General features: G+C 44.5%; 14 protein-coding genes and 1 pseudogene. 11 read left to right on the top strand and 4 right to left on the bottom strand.

Annotation, left to right across the window (positions count from 1 at the left end; translation table 11 throughout):
- Nucleotides 1–21: 21 nt before the first annotated feature.
- Nucleotides 22–954 (top strand): aldo/keto reductase, encoded by a 933-nt coding sequence (locus MTN95_RS07610; protein ID WP_248337573.1) that lies wholly within the window; start codon nucleotides 22–24, stop codon nucleotides 952–954.
- 37 nt (nucleotides 955–991) lie between these two features.
- On the opposite strand, the gene MTN95_RS07605 is transcribed toward MTN95_RS07610, so the two are convergent.
- Nucleotides 992–2,056 carry a DUF4352 domain-containing protein gene (locus MTN95_RS07605; protein ID WP_105955398.1) on the bottom strand — a complete coding sequence of 355 codons (1,065 nt, stop codon included), beginning with the start codon at nucleotides 2,054–2,056 and terminating at the stop codon, nucleotides 992–994.
- A gap of 23 nt (nucleotides 2,057–2,079) precedes the next feature.
- Nucleotides 2,080–2,210 (bottom strand): annotated as a pseudogene (locus MTN95_RS07600) (hypothetical protein).
- A 164-nt stretch (nucleotides 2,211–2,374) separates the two neighbouring features.
- Between MTN95_RS07600 and MTN95_RS07595 the strand changes: the two are divergent.
- Together MTN95_RS07595 and MTN95_RS07590 are read left to right on the top strand one after the other, a co-directional pair.
- Nucleotides 2,375–3,793, top strand: a complete 1,419-nt coding sequence (locus MTN95_RS07595) for a YcdB/YcdC domain-containing protein (RefSeq protein WP_248337706.1) — start codon at nucleotides 2,375–2,377, stop codon at nucleotides 3,791–3,793.
- A 185-nt stretch (nucleotides 3,794–3,978) separates the two neighbouring features.
- Nucleotides 3,979–5,340: a YcdB/YcdC domain-containing protein gene (locus tag MTN95_RS07590; RefSeq protein WP_227599063.1), complete on the top strand. Its 1,362-nt coding sequence runs from the start codon at nucleotides 3,979–3,981 to the stop codon at nucleotides 5,338–5,340.
- A gap of 5 nt (nucleotides 5,341–5,345) precedes the next feature.
- Here MTN95_RS07590 and cwlK read toward each other — a convergent pair whose 3' ends face one another.
- Entirely contained in the window at nucleotides 5,346–5,849 is a 504-nt protein-coding gene (gene cwlK / locus MTN95_RS07585; protein ID WP_105955396.1) for a peptidoglycan L-alanyl-D-glutamate endopeptidase CwlK, read from the bottom strand.
- Between the two features lie 120 nt (nucleotides 5,850–5,969).
- Here cwlK and MTN95_RS07580 point away from each other — a divergent pair, with 120 nt between their 5' ends.
- From MTN95_RS07580 to znuB, 6 genes are all read left to right on the top strand, one after another.
- Nucleotides 5,970–7,091, top strand: coding sequence for a response regulator aspartate phosphatase (locus MTN95_RS07580; RefSeq protein WP_227599062.1), 1,122 nt, complete (start codon nucleotides 5,970–5,972; stop codon nucleotides 7,089–7,091).
- 111 nt (nucleotides 7,092–7,202) lie between these two features.
- Nucleotides 7,203–7,979 carry an SDR family oxidoreductase gene (locus MTN95_RS07575; protein WP_227599061.1) on the top strand — a complete coding sequence of 259 codons (777 nt, stop codon included), beginning with the start codon at nucleotides 7,203–7,205 and terminating at the stop codon, nucleotides 7,977–7,979.
- Nucleotides 7,980–8,005: 26 nt separating this feature from the next.
- Nucleotides 8,006–9,694, top strand: a complete 1,689-nt coding sequence (locus tag MTN95_RS07570; RefSeq protein ID WP_248337571.1) for a glycoside hydrolase family 13 protein — start codon at nucleotides 8,006–8,008, stop codon at nucleotides 9,692–9,694.
- Between the two features lie 192 nt (nucleotides 9,695–9,886).
- Nucleotides 9,887–10,849, top strand: a complete 963-nt coding sequence (locus MTN95_RS07565) for a metal ABC transporter substrate-binding protein (RefSeq protein ID WP_248337569.1) — start codon at nucleotides 9,887–9,889, stop codon at nucleotides 10,847–10,849.
- A gap of 57 nt (nucleotides 10,850–10,906) precedes the next feature.
- On the top strand, nucleotides 10,907–11,602 hold the full coding sequence (gene znuC / locus MTN95_RS07560; RefSeq protein WP_024120122.1) for a zinc ABC transporter ATP-binding protein ZnuC: 696 nt from the start codon (nucleotides 10,907–10,909) through the stop codon (nucleotides 11,600–11,602).
- On the top strand, nucleotides 11,560–12,402 hold the full coding sequence (znuB, locus tag MTN95_RS07555) for a zinc ABC transporter permease ZnuB (RefSeq protein ID WP_044162037.1): 843 nt from the start codon (nucleotides 11,560–11,562) through the stop codon (nucleotides 12,400–12,402). The genes znuC and znuB overlap by 43 nt, the downstream gene beginning before the upstream one ends.
- A gap of 40 nt (nucleotides 12,403–12,442) precedes the next feature.
- On the opposite strand, the gene MTN95_RS07550 is transcribed toward znuB, so the two are convergent.
- Nucleotides 12,443–13,438 carry an LLM class flavin-dependent oxidoreductase gene (locus tag MTN95_RS07550; protein ID WP_248337567.1) on the bottom strand — a complete coding sequence of 332 codons (996 nt, stop codon included), beginning with the start codon at nucleotides 13,436–13,438 and terminating at the stop codon, nucleotides 12,443–12,445.
- A gap of 287 nt (nucleotides 13,439–13,725) precedes the next feature.
- Here MTN95_RS07550 and MTN95_RS07545 point away from each other — a divergent pair, with 287 nt between their 5' ends.
- Both MTN95_RS07545 and MTN95_RS07540 read left to right on the top strand, forming a co-directional pair.
- Nucleotides 13,726–14,325, top strand: coding sequence for a TerD family protein (locus MTN95_RS07545; protein WP_010332925.1), 600 nt, complete (start codon nucleotides 13,726–13,728; stop codon nucleotides 14,323–14,325).
- A 22-nt stretch (nucleotides 14,326–14,347) separates the two neighbouring features.
- Complete coding sequence (locus MTN95_RS07540) at nucleotides 14,348–14,929, top strand: TerD family protein (protein WP_010332926.1); 582 nt, start codon at nucleotides 14,348–14,350, stop codon at nucleotides 14,927–14,929.
- Nucleotides 14,930–14,936: the final 7 nt, after the last annotated feature.

Here is a 14,936-nt window from a genome sequence, read left to right as displayed (position 1 = left end):
ATTTCGGAAGGAGAAGGGACAATGGATCAAACACGTGCACTTGGGCAAACGAATTTACAGGTGAAACGGATCGGATTCGGCGCAAATGCGGTCGGCGGGCATAATCTGTTTCCGAATCTGAATGATGAAACTGGCAAGGACTTGGTTCGCACGGCATTGGACGGCGGCGTGAACTTTATCGATACCTCCTTTATATATGGATTGGGGCGATCCGAAGAATTAATCGGTGAGGTTGTTCAGGAACGCGGTGTCCGGGACCAGCTCATTATCGCCTCTAAAGGAGCCCATAAAGAAGTAAACGGCAGCATTGAATTTGATAACAGCAAGGATTTTCTTCGCGGCGAGGTGGAAAAGAGCCTGAAGCGGCTGAAGACAGATTACATCGATCTGTATTATGTTCATTTTCCGGATGGCAAGACACCTCTTGCGGAAGTCGCGGGCACGCTGAAGGAACTGAAGGATGAAGGGAAAATCAAAGCGATCGGGGCTTCGAATCTCAATTATCAGCAATTGCAGGAATTTAATGCGGACGGCTACTTGGAGGTCTTTCAGTCAGAATACTCTTTAATTCAGCGTGAGGCTGAGAAGGAGCTGCTCCCATACTGTGAAAAACACGGGATTTCCTTTATTCCGTACTTCCCGCTCGCATCCGGGCTGCTGACCGGAAAGTTTACAAAAGATGATACCTTTGACGACACTCGAAAGGACAAGCCGCAATTCCAGGGAGACACCTTTATTCAAAACCTGAAAAAAGTGGACAAGCTCAAAGCGGCAGCTGAGGAAAAGAATGCGGAAACGGCTCATGTCGCCTTGGCTTGGCTGTTAACGAGACCGGCTGTAGACGCCATCATTCCAGGTGCTAAGCGCCCGGAACAGCTGAAGGCTAACCTGAAAACCTTAGATGTTGAACTGACGGATGATGAAGCAGATTTCATCAGCAGGATTTTTAAATAAAAAAGGAAATAGCCACAGGGCTATTTCCTTTTGATGTTTATTCTTTAATGAATGCTTCAACTAATTCTGCTGCTCTGTAATCGTCCATATCAAGCTGCCACTGATCGATGTCATTTTTCTTCATTTTCACTTCAACCGTTTTTTCACTTGAAGCCGGGCCAAGCTTTTTGAACTCTTCTGGATAGACTTGAAGCGCATATTTTACAGCATCTTCATAGCTCGCACCTGAATTCTTGCTGTAGTAGTCTTTCATTCTGTCCTCGATGCGGTCGGAGAGAGAAGAAGCGTCGACTGGTTTAATTGTAGCTTCTACAATGGCTTCATCTTTTGAGATTGAAGTAGTTTTCGCTTGAATCGATGAGTTTTTGCTTAATCCCGCTTTAATACCGTTCACGATATTATCAAGCGCTTTGCTGTCCGCATATGTGCTTGAAAGGCCTGAAGCTGAGAGATAGCCGTCTTTTGCTGACTCGTTAAAGTCGTTTACAATCTCATTTTTGTTAGCGCCGGTGATTTTTTCGAAATCTTTGTTATCTTTACCGAAAAGAAGGACATCTATATATGCCGATAAAGCTTTCGCAGAGTCTTGGAGCTGATCTGCTGTCGCAAGGATTTTTTTGTCTTTTCCATCAATGTTGAATGTAACTGATTTTGGCTTCTTATCACCGTAAGATTCCGGCGTATAATTCAGCTCGTATTTTTCGCCTTTATCTACAACGAAGAAAAGATTTCCTTCAACAGATTTGTCAGTGTTAATCGTGCTGCCCTGCAGCTTTTCGTTATAGTCTTCAGGATCTGTGTCAGACATTTTGGTATCACCCTGGTACAAAGTGAAATCCATATTGTCTACATTAAGCGGTTCTTTCCCTGTGTTTTTCACAGCGACATTTACCTTTAACACGAGCTGATCATCTGAAGTTGACTTATCATACTGAGACGGAAGTGTATAAGAGACATCTTTGATCTTAACTTGAGCTATATCTGCGCTTTTTTCTGTTTCTGAATTTTTCTTCTCCGCGCTTGTTTTACTTCCGGAACAAGCAGCTGTAAACAGCATCAGCAGGAGAACAAGGAAAACAGCGTACGTTTTTTTCTGAAACATTCATTTTTCCTCCTCAAATGGTTTTAGGAAAGGGGAGTCTTTTGTCTTTGAGAATTGGATCTTTTTGAATGGATTGACATCATGCAGCCAAAAAAATCGGTTCTTTTCTCACGGTTTTACCCAGATTTCTGGAAACTCCGTCCTTCTTTGCGATTGATGACCTATAAAAAGTTGCAACGGAATTAATTTTAAGATTATTAGCTTTTATATTGAATAGGTTCATCATACTATTTTTGGTGAAAAATGTTCTGGTAAAACTGGAAAACACAGAAATTTGTGTATATTAGACTATTACTTTGTGATCATTCAGAGGGTGACATTCGAACGAAGAAGGGGGCCGCCTTGGTGAAAAAAGAGGAATTGAAACAAAAAGCACTGGAAATCGGCCGTGTGCCGACACACTTAAAGCTGGAAATTGAAGATTATGGTGATGAACAGAAAAGGTCGTATTTTTGCTGGATAGATCCGCAGGATGAACACAAAGGGATCATCGTAGAGCTTGGACCGGACGGACAGCTGGAAGGGCTTTCTCGTGATGTTGAGCTTGAAAGCGATGAGAAGCTGTCCGAAGACCAAATAGAGGATATCTTGATTCAGTTCGTGAACTCTCATTATCCTGAAGCTCCGTCTGCGTTTGTCCGTGAAGAAAATGATGAGGCGTATGATGATAAAGTAAGGTTTTCATATGTTCAAATGGAAGACGGGCTGCCGCTTCCTATGAGCGGATTTATGGCTGATGTCTCCTTATCAGGGGAGGTGGTGTATTTTCGGTATTACGGGAAAGCGTGCAATATAATCAAGCCGGAACAGGTCGCAGATGAAAAAGAAGCACTGGCTTATTTCAAGAAAGATGTAGATGTCACTCTCCTGTTTGAGATCCTTCATCGCTCTGTCTACAAAAACGGAGACGATCAGCCGCATTTGGTGTATGAGTTTGAAAACGCGGGCATTGCTGTGCCTGCAGATGTAAGTGAAAAAAAAGAAGTATTGGATGATGATTACGTGGAGTCAGAAGGCTGTCCTCTTCCCTTATTCGAAGGTATTCACGAAAATGCAGACCTTGGCAGCATGATCGGCTTGAACAGCGGACTGGTAAAAGTAAGGGAAGCAGATATAGGAAATGGAAGAATCGGGATCGTCTGGCGGAAACCGGATGTTCCTGTGTATCATCCGGCGGATAAAAGCATGGACAGCTGGTTAAGAGGACGGGTTCACCAAGTGCTGAAAACCATCCATAACAAAGAAACCGGAAAACTCGAAGGTGTTATGTCGTTTATAGACGAAAAAGGGCCGAATACCGTAAGCGAGGAAGAGTGCGAAAAAATCGCCATTCGTTTTCTGTTCGCGTTATTCCCGAATGCTGATCAATATTTTAAGATCAAATACGATAAACAGGGTGAAGAAGGTTCGTCAGCCGGCTTTACGTTTGACGTGCACTGTAACGGAGTTCAGCTTCGGTTTGGGCAGGTGAGAATCTGCGTCAGCCGCCAGACTGGGCGCATTACCGTTTATATGGGACCGGACATTGACCCTGAAGTGCTCCAAGCTGTTGACCCAGTTCCCTCCATTTCACCGGAACAAGCCAAGTCTATCTTTTGGCGCCATTTTAAAGTCGAGCTTGGCTGGGAGAGAGAATACGAAGAAGATGAAGAAAACAGCTATCGTCTCGTCTACAAGCCGGTATATCCGAGATTGATTGATGCCCATACTGGTGAGGCTGTCATAAGTGCATTGTAAAACAGCCAAAAGTCACACATTTTCGGCGTGTGTACTGGTTTAAGTATGAAAAAAGTAACAGAAAGAATATGGAAACCCAGTTTCCTTAATAGAAAAGGACCTTTCTTCACTTTCAAAGAAGAAGGGTCTTTTTATATAATAAACAAGGTTCTCTTTGTCGTAGACTCTTTGAAAGGATGACTTCATTGGTAAACAAACAGCTGAAAAAGAAGGCGCAAGAGATCGGAAATGTACCGCCGCATTATGAGCTTGAGATCGAAGATTATGCTCAAAAACAAAAGAAGAAGGGGCATGCATACTTCATTTGGAAGGACCCCGAAGATCCGGAAAAGCAAATTATCGTAGAACTCTCGAACGACGGTGCTTTGCTCACATTTTCAACAGCCGCCGGCCTCGAGCAGGACAATAAGCTCCCAGATGCCGAGCTGAAGCTGACAGCTCTTCAGTTTGCCGCAGCCCACCATCCGGCCACATTTATGAAATTTCATTTTCAAGCCAAGGAAGAACGAGGGCATCACATCCGGTTTGTTTATACAAAAAAACTGCTGGGCCTCTCGCTTCCTAATTCAGGATTTTTAATAGATATCACCCGCAGCGGACAGATTGTCCATTTTTTATATTACGGAGAAGGGAACAAAGCCGACATCCCAAAGGAATTCGTAGAGAAAGAGAAGGTCATTTCCCATTACGTCAATACCATGTCTTTACGGCTCATGTATGACGTCATTGATGATGAACAGTCGCCCAGACTCGTCTATGAACCGATTTTGCCCGGTTACAGCTATCCAGCGGATGTAGATGAAATCGTGCCTGACCAGCATATATCGGATGAAAGAACGGAAAACGGGGCGCCTCTCCCGCCGCTTGAAAAAAAAGAAGAAACCGATATATTTGGAATGCTGGGGTTTACCCCTGATATGAAAAAAGTCGGTGAAAAGGACTTCGGAGAGGAACTTGGAAGCACTTGGCGCAAAGGCAGTGCGCCGGAGCGAAAGGATTTAAGCATAGGAAGCTATTTTGCAACGAGAAATAAAAATACAATCAAAATGAAGACTGATAAAAAAACAGGAAAATTAAAAGCAGCTATTTCTTTTATGGAACAGCAGGGTTCTGCACATTGCTCAATGGAAGAATGCCAAGAGACAGCGCTTCAGTTTTTGTACGCGCTCTATCCGAGAGCTGATGAGTTTTTCAGAGTTAATCCAATCCGAATCGACGAAAGAGGCAGGGTCCGCAATCATTTTTCTGTCTGGTATAAAGGAATACCGCTGCGGTTCGGCGCTGCCCGCATCATCGTCAACCCGGAAACCGGAAAAGTTGACGCTTTTATGGCTCCGGATATAGACCCAGAGCAATTAGAAACAATCAACCACAAACCGGATGTTTCAGCTGACGAAGCGAGAGAAGCATTTTTATCAGCGTTTGATGTGAAGCTGGAGTGGCAGCCTGATTTTTCAGCAGGCAGCCATCAGCATTATAAGCTTGTGTATAAGCCGATTTATCCTTCATATATTGACGCGCATAAAAGAAAAAAGAAGAGGCTGTGAGGTGTCTAGTCAGGAATCATCTGCAAGTGAGGGTAATCCTTGAACCGTTCCCAATCCCCGCCCCACTCAAATCCGAGTTTTTTAGCGATGGTGACGACCTCCAGCCAATCTGATTTCCCGTTTTGATTGCCGTCGTAATCCATATCCCATAAGATGCTTCCATCCTTTTTCTGAAGAGCAAAATCAATCGCCAAACCATAGTTATGATATGATTCCCCTCCTTTTGCATAGGTGACAATATTCCCTTTTTTTGTACGTCCTTGCTTATATAATTCGTCTTGTTCCTTGAAGGATCTGAATCCTTCGGTAATCACAATTGAGATGCCTTTATGCGCAGCGGCAGCCTTGAGGGTGTCGGCATTCTGCTTCACAATCGGATTAAGAGCAGACGGAACAGGCCTGTCCTGCAGGGCGGTTTGAGCGTGCCATGCGTGCCGCACATATGAAAAACAAAGGTCCGCCACAAACAGGAGGCATAAGATGAAGGATGTTTTTGCTATTAATTTCATATCGGTCTCACTTTCTCATGAGGTGCTGAATGTTATGTTTTAAGCCATTGACTCTCTCTAAAAGAGAATAGCTATGATAAAATATAACATAAATAGTAGCAGGAGGAAGGAGGCAGAACAATGAGAGCAAAGATTCCATCTGAAGAAGTGGCGGTAAAACTAAACGAATGGTACAAACACATTCGTGCGTTTGAAGCAGATAAAGCAGAAGCGTTAAAGCAGGAGATCGAGTACGAATTAGAAGACATGGAAGAAAATCAGGATTTGCTATTATATTTTTCTTTGATGGAATTTCGGCATCGGATCATGCTGGACAAGCTGATGCCGGTGAAAGACAGCGACACCGAGCCTCCGTTCTCTGACATGCTGAACGAAATTGAAAGCAATCAGCAAAAACTGACGGGCTTATTAGAATATTATTTTTACTATTTCAGAGGGATGTACGAATTTAAGCAGAAAAATTTCATTTTAGCCATCGATCATTATAAGCACGCCGAGGAAAAGCTGGAGTATGTGGAAGATGAGATCGAAAAAGCTGAATTTCTTTTTAAGGTCGCAGAAGTGTATTATCACATCAAACAAACGTATTTTTCGATGAATTATGCAAGCCAGGCGCTTGATATCTATACGAAATACGAACTGTACGGCCGCCGCCGTGTGCAGTGTGAATTTATCATTGCCGGAAATTTGACGGATGTCTACCATCATGAAAAGGCGCTCAAGCACTTGTGCAGCGCTTTGGATCATGCAAGGCAGCTTGAGGAAGCATATATGATTGCCGCCGCTCATTATAACGTAGGCCACTGTAAGTACAGCTTGGGAGATCTTAGCGAAGCGGAGGGCTATTTCAAGAAGGCCGCCGCCATTTTTGAAGAGCACAAATTTCAGCAGACCGTTCAAGCTGTATTTTCACTGACACATATCTACTGTAAAGAAGAAAAATATGAGAAAGCAATAGAGGCGTATCAACACGGGGTAAAAAGCGCGGCAGAATGGGCGGATGACATGTACTTAACAAAATTCCGCCTTATTCACGAGCTTTATCTTGGCAGCGGCGACAGGAAGGTACTTGAAGAATGCTTTGACCTTCTCGAATCCCGCCAGCTTCTCGCTGATGCAGAGGAGCTGCTGCTGGACGCGGCAGAACGCTTCAATCAGCAGCAAAATTACGAGTCCGCCGCTTTCTTTTACCGCAGGCTGATGGACATAAAAAAGACACTTGCCGAGCAGCGCTTCCAATAAGAGATGGCAGAGAACCGAAAAGGTTCTCTGCTTTTTTTTATGCTGTTTTCAACCCGGAAAAATGGGGTATTTTCCAGATACACAATGGAAAATCAGAGGAGGACATCATTTATGTATAAAGATTTAATCGGGAAAACAGCCATCGTAACAGGCTCTTCAAAAGGAATCGGGAAAGCCATTGCGGAACGCTTTGGCCACGAGAAAATGAATGTGGTGGTGAATTATCACAATGACCCATCAGGAGCCGATGAAACAGTGGACATCATTAAGCAAAACGGAGGGAAAGCCGTCGCAGTCGAAGCGGACGTGTCAAAGGAAGAAGGGATCCAGGCGCTGATGGATGCCGCTTTAGAACACTTTGGCACGCTTGATGTAATGGTGAACAATTCAGGCTTCAACGGTACAGAAGCCATGCCGCATGAGATGAACCTTGAAGATTGGCAAAGGGTCATTGATGTAAACGTAACGGGAACCTTTATGGGGGCAAAAGCCGCGCTCAATCACATGATGAAGAACAATATCAAAGGCAATGTGCTCAATATCTCAAGTGTTCATCAGCAGATTCCGCGCCCAGTTAATGTTCAATACTCAACTTCTAAAGGCGGCATCAAGATGATGACAGAAACGCTGGCGCTTAACTATGCAGACAAGGGAATTCGCGTCAACGCGATAGCACCGGGCACCATCGCCACAGAGTCCAACGTCGACACGAAAAAAGAAGAAAACAGACAAAAGCAATTGAAAAAAATTCCGATGAAAGCCTTCGGTAAACCGGAAGAGGTGGCTGCTGCAGCGGCTTGGCTCGTATCGGGAGAAGCGAGTTACGTCACCGGCACAACACTGTTTGTAGACGGAGGAATGACACTTTATCCGTCTCAGCTCGAGTAGAAAGAAAAAAACAGGGGGAGTGCGGGATGAAAAAAGACTGGTGGAAGGATGCAGTCGTTTATCAAATATATCCAAGAAGTTTTCAGGACAGTAATGGAGATGGGATCGGGGATTTGCGGGGAATGATTTCCCGGCTGGACTACATAAAGGAGCTTGGGGCAGATGTGATTTGGATATGTCCCATCTACCCTTCTCCAAATGTTGATTACGGTTATGATGTGACTGACCATAAGACGATTATGGAGTCTTACGGCACGATGGAGGATTTTCATGATCTGCTTGACGAGGTGCACCAGCGCGGCTTAAAGCTTGTCATGGATTTTGTCCTAAATCACACCTCAGTCGAGCATCCGTGGTTTAAAGAAGCGGAGCTGGACAAAAACAGCAAGTACCGCAGTTATTACTTTTGGCGCCCCGGAACCGAAGATGGCCCGCCGACAGACTGGGTGTCAGACTACGGACGTCCGGTTTGGCAATATGAGGAGCACACTGGCGAATATTATCTGCACATGAATGCCGTCAAACAAGCTGATTTAAACTGGGAAAACCCTGACGTTCGCCAAGCGGTATATGACATGATGAAGTTTTGGCTCGATAAAGGGGTCGACGGCTTGCGGATAGACCAGCTTCATCTGATCTCAAAGAAAGAGTTCCTTCCTTCATATGGGGACTACGTCAATCAGTGTGCAGAACCGAAACCCTTCCAGCCGAACGGCGAACGCATCCATGACTATTTAAAAGAGATGACAAACGAAGTATTTTCACAATACGATGTCATGTCGGTCGGCGAGGTTGGCTCTGTCACACCGGAGGAAGGCTTGACATATACGGGAACTGATAAGCATGAACTGAATATGATTTTTCACTTTCAGCATATGGAGCTTGACCAGCAGCCGGGAAAAGAAAATTGGGATCTGAAGCCCTTGGAGCTTTCTGATTTAAAATCTGTATTAACAAAGTGGCAGAAGACGCTTGAACATAAAGGCTGGAATACTCTGTTTTGGTGCAACCACGACCAGCCGCGGATCGTTTCCCGTTTCGGAGATGAAGGGAGATATCACAAAGAATCTGCGAAAATGCTTGCCACTGTCCTTTATTTTATGAAAGGCACGCCGTATATTTATCAAGGAGAAGAAATCGGCATGACAAACGCGCCGTTTACGAGAATTGAGGACTACAAAGATATCCAAACGATTAATATGTATCATAAACGGGTGTTTGAGAACGGCTATGATCCTGAAGAAGTGATGACTTCTATCTTGGCCAAAAGCCGGGATCACGCCCGGACGCCGATGCAATGGAGCAGCGGGAAGAATGCCGGATTCACGGACGGAACGCCATGGCTGAAGGTCAATCCGAACTATACATCCATCAATGCCGAGGAAGCGGAGGCAGACCCCGATTCCATTTTAGCCTATTACAAAAAGGTGATCAGCCTGAGAAAGCAGTATGCAGATCTCATAAAAGGAAGCTACGATCTCTTGCTCCCTGATGATCCGCAGCTGTTTGTATACGTCAGAGAGAACGGCCGGCAGAAGCTTTTGGCGGTGAATAATTTTTCAAAAGAGCAGGCTGTATTCCAATGGCCGGAGTGCTGCAGCAAGGATCAGGCGTCCCTTTTACTCAGCAATTATAAAAACAACGGTGATACTGCTGATGAAATGGTGTTTCAGCCTTACGAGAGCAGAGTATATCTTTTGAACACAAGAGAATAAGACGTCAGCCCGGCGCAGTTTGCCGGGTTTTTCAGTACATATATCCGCGCTGCACGCGGGAAGAATAAAAACATAGCGTCAACATAAAATTAATCTTGCAAAACGTAATGACTTCGGTTTATTATTATTAAGGATTACAAAATCGTTATCATTTTGATTTAAAGTCATTGTGAAAAAGAGGGGATATTCGTTATGTTTAAAAAATGGAGCGGTTTGTTTGTGATTGCAGCGTGCTTCTTATTGGTTGCGGCATGCGGCAACTCATCAACAAAAGGGTCAGCGGATTCAAAGAGTGATAAACTGCACATTGTCACGACGTTCTACCCGATGTATGAATTTACGAAACAAATTGTGAAAGATAAGGGCGATGTGGATCTTTTAATTCCGTCTTCTGTCGAACCGCACGACTGGGAGCCGACGCCGAAGGATATTGCAAGTATGCAGGACGCAGATTTGTTCGTTTATAATAGCGAATACATGGAAACTTGGGTTCCTTCAACTGAAAAAAGCATGGGCCAAGATCATGCGGTTTTCGTAAATGCGAGCAAGGGCATCGATTTAATGGAGGGCTCTGAAGAAGAACACGAACATGAACACGGAGATCACGAAGAGCATGAACACAGCCATGAAATGGACCCTCATGTATGGCTCAGCCCTGTTTTAGCGCAAAAGGAAGTTGAAAATATTACTGTGCAAATCGTGAAGCAAGACCCGGATAACAAAGAATACTATGAGAAAAATAGTAAAGAATATATTGCAAAACTGCAGGATCTTGATAAACTATATCGTACAACCGTAAAAAAAGCGGCGAAGAAAGAATTTATCACACAGCACACAGCTTTTGGCTATTTGGCAAAAGAATACGGCCTGACTCAGGTTCCGATTGCAGGGCTTTCTCCTGAACAAGAGCCGAGTGCAGCTGACTTAGCAAAACTGAAAACGTATGCCAAAGAGCATGACGTGAACATTATATATTTTGAAGAAATTGCATCCTCCAAGGTTGCAGATACACTGGCCAGTGAAATCAGCGCGAAAACAGAAGTGCTGAATACGCTGGAAGGCTTAAGCAAAGAAGAACAGGATAAAGGTATAGGGTACATCGACATCATGAAGCAAAACCTCGATGCCCTGAAAGATTCACTATTGGATAAATAAAAAGATAGTGTGCGCCGGAGGGTGCACACTATTTCTTTGTGAGAAAGGAAGATTGACATGAATCTCGTCTCATTGAAAGATATCGTTTTTGGCTATTCCCACACGCCTGTGTTGGATAAAGTATCTCTTGATATTGAAAGCGGCGAGTTTGTCGGCATCACAGGTCCAAACGGCGCTTCAAAATCAACGCTGATAAAAGTGATGCTCGGCATGCTGAAACCGTGGGAAGGCAAGGTAACAATCAGTAAAAAGAATGCAGAAGGAAAACGTCTGACTATAGGGTATGTCCCGCAGCAAATCTCTTCATTTAATGCAGGTTTTCCGAGCACCGTGCTTGAGCTTGTCCAATCCGGCCGGTACACAAAAGGGAAATGGTTTAAACGTTTGAATGAAGAAGATCATATCGAAGTAGAAAAAGCCCTCAAAATGGTGGAAATGTGGGAGCTTCGCCATCGGAAAATCGGGGACTTGTCGGGCGGCCAGAAACAGAAAATCTGTATTGCCAGAATGCTTGCCAGCAATCCCGATCTTTTAATGCTGGACGAACCGACGACAGCGGTTGATTATGACAGCAGAAAAGGGTTTTACGAATTCATGCACCACTTGGTGAAAAATCATAACCGCACAGTTGTGATGGTCACTCATGAACAAAATGAAGTCCAGCAATTTTTAGATAAAGTGATTCGATTAGAGAGAGGAGAAAAAGGCGGATGGAAATGTTTGACTTGGAATTCATGCGACGAGCTTTTCTAGCAGGCGGCATGATCGCCATCATGGCCCCGATTTTAGGGGTATATCTTGTGCTTAGAAGGCAGGCCTTAATGGCTGACACACTCTCGCATATTTCACTGTCGGGTGTTGCCATCGGCTTTTTCCTCAGCACCAATATTACCGCGGCGAGCATAGTCGTTGTGACTGTCGGCGCGGTCGGAATTGAATACATGCGGCGGGCATATCGGACATATTCGGAAGTATCCATTGCCATCTTAATGGCGGCGGGTTTGTCCTTCGCGATGTTTTTAATCAGCCTTTCGAAAGGCGCCGCCAATATGAGCATTGATCAGTACTTATTCGGGTCGCTCGTGACGGTTAACCAGCAGCAGGTCTATATTATCGGCATCATTACATTGTTGATCCTGCTTTATTTTATCGTGCTGAAAAGGCCGCTCTACCTGCTGACATTTGATGAAGCAACAGCCAAAACGTCCGGAATCAATACAAACATTCTGTCGATGTCATTCAGCATTGTCACTGGTCTTGCGATCTCAGTTATTATTCCGATTATCGGCGTACTGCTCGTATCGGCACTGCTCGTATTGCCGGCAGCTTTCGCCATTAGAATCGCAAAAGGCTTTAACATGGTATTTATGTCAGCCATACTCATTTCCTTATTCAGTGTATTTATGGGACTGACATCATCTTATCAGCTCGGCACACCGCCAGGGCCTTCCATTACCCTGCTGTTAATTGTTCTGCTCCTGATCGGATTTGCAGTTCAGGGGATATGGACGTTTATCAAAAAAGAAACTCAGCGTAAAAAAGGGCGCAGATAAAAATAAAAAGCAGTTTTCCCTTTGGGAAAAACTGCTTTTTTTATAGAAATAACCCGGCAAGACGTTCATATGATTCTTTTTTCGCCTCAAAATCAAACACATTGCAAAGAACCATGATTTCATTTGCTTCATAGCGGTCCGCCAGCTCTAGAAGCTGCTGTTTTACAGTGCTTGGAGAACCGATGACCATGCGCTTTCTGTTTTCTCGTATTTGGTTTTTATCTGATTCAGTATAGTGGTATGCTTTCGCTTCCTCAATGCTTGGCACCCTGCTGTCCAAGCCTTTCCCGACGCGAAGAAGCCACAAATCCTGGCTTAACGCGAGCTCCTCTGCCTCTTCATCTGTTTTTGCGCAAATGACAAAGATCGTAAACAGTGCGGCCGGAGATGTGAAATGGGCTGATGGCTGAAAGTTTTCACGATAGATGCGAAACGCGCTTTCCCCTCGTTCAGGGCTGATAAAATGTCCAAACACATATCCGATTCCCTGATGGGCCGCTCGCCTTGCGCTGTTCTCCCCTAATCCAAGCACCCAAAGCTCCGGTGCTGTGTCAATAAGAGGAGCCGCTTTGATCCCGGCATACGGATGCCCGGCGGGAAGCAAATCGGTCAGAAAATAAGAGACATCCTGAAGCTGTCTGTTAAAATCGGTTAAGCTTTTTTTGATGCCGTCGGTTAGTGCGAGCCGGGTTTTCGTCGTTCCGCCCGGCGAACGCCCGAGGCCAAGGTCAATCCGGTTCGGATACAAGGCCTCAAGCTGGCGAAAGGTCTCGGCCACCTTAAACGGGCTGTACTGAGGCAGAAGCACACCGCCAGACCCGACACGAATCTTGTTTGTGTGAGCCGCGATGCGGGCGATCATAATTTCCGGTGCCGTGCTTGCCAGTCCTTTCGTGCTGTGGTGTTCGGCAAACCAATAACGCTTATAGCCCCATTCTTCACTTCGTCCGGCCAGCTCGACCGAATGCTGAAGGGTTGTCACGGGGCTTTCTCCTTTAGAAACAGGTGCCTGATCAAGTATGCTTAAATGAATCAAAAGGCCGCTTCCTTTCCGTTGCTTTTTAGAATGTGATACAAGAATAGGCAAAATGACTCGCTCACGTCAAATGGTTTGTTTAAGATCCGCCATTCATATGATTTGCAAAACATATATCAAATATGGGAGATTTTTTTCGAGGATTTTCGTCAATTATTCTTAACTTTTACGAAACTTTGATATAATAAAAAACGTATATATTAATAATTTACGGCATACTCAAGTTACGTTTGTACGTAAAAATAAATGTGACTATATTCACATTTCGATGATTAGGAGTGAATCGTGTGGCAATTTCTTTAGAAAAAGGTCAGCGAATTGATTTAACAAAAGGAAAAGCGGGTCTGTCAAAATTGATGGTCGGTCTCGGCTGGGACCCGGTTTCATCAGGCGGCGGCTTTTTTGGAAAGCTGCTCGGCGGAGGCGGACCAAATATTGACTGTGACGCATCAGTGCTGATGCTGGAAAACGGCAAATTCACTGATAAGAAAAATGTCATTTATTTTGGAAACCTGAAAAGCCGCTGCGGCAGTGTCAAGCACACAGGTGACAACCTGACAGGCGACGGAGCGGGCGATGATGAGCAGATTTTAATTGATTTGGCGAAAGTGCCTGCCAACATTAATAAGCTTGTATTTGTTGTGAATATTTATGATTGCGTGAGAAGAAAACAGGATTTCGGCATGATTCAAAATGCTTTTATCCGTGTTGTTGATCAATCGAATCATGAAGAAATGCTCAAATACAATTTGAAAGACAATTATGCCGGCAGAACAAGCCTGATTACGGCTGAAATCTACCGCCAGGACGGCGAGTGGAAATTCGCGGCGGTCGGCGAAGGCACAAACGATACGAGATTAGAAGATATTGTCAACCGGTACGTATAAAAGAAAAAGGAGTGGATGAAACATGGCAATTTCATTGGCAAAAGGACAAAAAGTAGATTTAACAAAAACAAATCCGGGTCTTTCAAAGGTTGTTGTCGGTTTAGGCTGGGATACGAATAAGTATGACGGCGGACATGACTTTGACCTTGACTCAAGTGTATTTCTTTTAGATGCGTCTGGAAAATGCGCATCTCAAAATGATTTTATTTTCTATAACCAGCTTGAAGGCGGAAACGGTTCAGTTGTTCATTCAGGCGATAACCTGACAGGTCTTGGCGAGGGTGATGACGAGAATGTAAAAGTCAATCTCAGCGCCGTACCTGCGAATATCGACAAAATCTCATTTGTTATCACGATTCACGAAGCGGAAGCGCGCAGCCAAAACTTTGGACAAGTGTCAAACGCGTTTGTACGCATTGTCAATGAAGAAACAAATGAAGAGCTTATTCGTTACGATCTTGCGGAAGATTTCTCTATTGAAACGGCAATTATCGCTGGAGAGCTTTACAGACACAACGGCGAATGGAAATTCTCTGCTATCGGCTCAGGCTACCAAGGCGGTCTTGCCCGCATCGCAACAGACTACGGCTTGCAAGTCGGTTAAGACATAT

The sequence above is a fragment of the Bacillus sp. 2CMS4F genome (assembly GCF_023161785.1).
Taxonomy (GTDB): domain Bacteria; phylum Bacillota; class Bacilli; order Bacillales; family Bacillaceae; genus Bacillus; species Bacillus halotolerans.
Note: the sequence above shows the minus strand (reverse complement) of the source record. Positions and strands in the feature narration are given on the sequence as shown.